Source organism: Streptomyces sp. NPDC058674, from assembly GCF_042716505.1.
In the GTDB taxonomy this organism is placed as follows: domain Bacteria; phylum Actinomycetota; class Actinomycetes; order Streptomycetales; family Streptomycetaceae; genus Streptomyces.
Genome location: NZ_JBHXSC010000139.1, coordinates 1 through 2,701 on the forward strand (window position 1 = coordinate 1; position 2,701 = coordinate 2,701).

1 protein-coding gene and 1 pseudogene are annotated in these 2,701 nt (G+C 68.8%); one reads left to right on the top strand and one right to left on the bottom strand.

What is annotated here, in order from left to right; translation table 11 throughout:
* Positions 1-621: 621 nt before the first annotated feature.
* Positions 622-1,325, top strand: a pseudogene (locus tag ACFWU6_RS33615) (transposase); the annotation flags it as partial.
* Positions 1,326-1,825: 500 nt separating this feature from the next.
* Here the strand turns inward: ACFWU6_RS33615 and ACFWU6_RS33620 are convergent.
* Positions 1,826-2,356 carry a GNAT family N-acetyltransferase gene (locus tag ACFWU6_RS33620; protein ID WP_383985277.1) on the bottom strand — a complete coding sequence of 177 codons (531 nt, stop codon included), beginning with the start codon at positions 2,354-2,356 and terminating at the stop codon, positions 1,826-1,828.
* Between the last annotated feature and the right edge of the window lie 345 nt (positions 2,357-2,701).

Sequence of the window (2,701 nt, forward strand, 5' to 3'; positions counted from 1 at the left end):
GTTCTTGCGTTTCCGACTCTACCAGACTCTTTCGTGTCCGATTCCCGGTCGAAGCGGGCTTCGCTTTCCAGGTATTCGCTTTCGCGCTTCCCTTTCCGGCGATTCCGACTCTATCAGAAGTTCTCCACCGGATTTCCCGGCTTCGGATTCCTGTACGGAGTCGATTGCACCCCACACGAAATGTGATTCCTCGGGGGGTGGGCTGCCGAACTTGGCCAGTTCGAGGCAACCGTTTGACTCTACAAGCTGGGGTTGGAGGGTGTCAAAACGGGTAGGAGGCCCGCCCACTTGGGCTTCCGCACCCACGCCGGGCCGCCCCCTCGACGTACTGCGCGCGCAACACCACGCCTCGCCCTGGCCGCTGTGCATCGAGCTGCCAGAGCCTGCCCTCTGCGCGCCGAGGGCAGAAGGGACGCGCCGAGAAGCCGCGTCAGCTGATCCCCAGGACCCACTGGCCCTTGCCGTACGAAGCGCGCAGTCCCTCGCGCCCTCTTGCTCCCGCCCCTGCCGGCACGCGGCAGCCCAGTTGCCACCTGCCGAGCCCGGGGAGGCACGTCAGACGCCTGCTGACAGGGTCACCTCTGGACCGCGTGGCACCAGCGCTGGATGAGCCGTTACGCCGGACTGGCCATGCGGGGGATCGCCGACCTCTACCCCGGCGAGTCGAAGACCGACGCGAAGGACGCGGCCGTGATCCCGGACGCCGCCCGCACCATGCCGCACACCCTGCGCTCGCTGGAGCCGACCGACGAGATCACCGCCGAACTCGCCGTCCTGGTCGGCTACGCCCAGGACCTGGCCGCCGAGGCCACCCGCACCTCCAACCGGATACGTGGCCTGCTCACCCAGTTCCACCCCAGGCTGGCACGCGTCCTGGGGCCCAGACTCGACCACCATGCCGTGACCTGGCTGCTGGAGCGCTACGTTTCCCCGGCCGCCCTGCGCAAGGCCGGACGCCGCAGACTCCTCGAGCTGAGCCGCCCCGACGAACAAAGCGTTGTCGTCCCGGGCACCGGCACCCTCGACATCGTGATCCCGTCCCTGGCCCGCCAGCTCACCGCCGTCCACGAACTCCGGCCACCAAGCAGGCGGGCACCTCGATCCACGGCGAACACGCACCCAGAGGCGGGAACCGGCAGCTCAAACGCGCGATGTTCCTGTCCGCGTTCGCCGCCCTGCACGACCCCGCCTACCGCACCTACTACGACAAGTGCCGGGTCCGCGGCAAAGCCCACACCCAGGCCCTCCTCCGACTCACCCGCCAAGGCATCAGCGTCCTGTTCGCCATGCTCCGCGACGGCACCTTCTACCAGCCACGGGCTTGACGAAAAACATGGAGGCACCCCCCGGCCGTGTTCCGTCTCCCGCCCGGCGTACTGCTCACCGAGCGGCGCGTCGCTCTTCGGCTTCTTCGGAGGGACGCTGATCTGCTCAGGGAACTCGTGGGCCCGCCCCCGGCAGCCCTCGTCGACCTCGGCCGTCACCTTCGGGTGGAGCCGGCACTACCGCCGTTCGGGCCTGCCTGCCTTCGGGTGGCGAACCCGGGTCTCGGCGCCGTCGATCCGCAACCGGATCCCCGCGGCCTCGGCGTAGGCAAACACGTCCGCCAGGTCCGACGTCGCACGCCCAGGTGGTCGGGGACTGCGAAGCCACGCATGGCCGGCAACGGGCGGATCTCCCCATGTCGCGGGAGAGTTGGGTCAACGCCGCATGGTCCGACTGTCCGCCGATGATCAATGGATGTGGCTCTTCTGCGGGGAACTGCCCGAGCTGGGGACTTCCCCGCAGACGAGCGAACGCAGCCGGCGAAGCACCGGCCCGAGCATCAGGGCCTCAGGAGTCCGCCCACCCACCAGTCGTGCGGCTTGCCGTCGTTGGCGATGCCGCGATTGCGCAGGGTCCCTTCAACGGTGAAGCCGAGCTTCTCGGCAACGGCACGCGAGCCGGTGTTCCCGACCATGGCCCACCACTCGACGCGGTGCACGTCGAGCGTGGCCCAGCCCCACTCGCACAGGGCCCGAGCGGCCTCGACCGAGTACCCGCGTCCGCGCTGCTCCGTGACCGCCCAGTAACCGAGCTCCCAGACGCCGCGGCTGATGAGGGTCAGGCAGTACGAGCCGACCAGGGCGCCGGTGTCCTTGCGGAACGCGCCGAGGGTGTAGTGCCTGTCCTCGGCCCACTGAGCGGGCAGCTTCTCGCAGACGAGCCCCTCCGCGTCCGCACGCCGGAACGGCACCGGCACCGGGGTATAGAACTGGATGTCCTCGTCCTGGCAGGCTTCGTACACCGCATCCACGTCGGCAGGTGCGAAGGCCCGCAGCACCAGACGGTCGGTCTCGAGAGTCACTGGCTCCATCGCGGCAGTATGACCACGATCAACAAGCGGCGGCCAGCGAATATCCCGACCAAGTACCGCCGTTCACACCACCTCGGCGTGGTCAACGGTCGTCGCAGCACCCGAGATCAGCTGCCCCCGAGACGGAGCTACGCCCACCAGCAAGAGCCGGATGCTCGCGCACTCAGCGCCCAGCCGGCGGGGGTGTCGCGGTGCTGTCCAGGCCCTGGTGCACTGCGCGCGCCCTGCGGGGGCGGTACGGAGTCACGCGTTTCCGGTCCGGAACGCAGAAAAGCCCCGCACCATAAGGTGCGGGGCTCTCCCACAATAATTGTTCGGCGGCGTCCTACTCTCCCACAGGGTCCC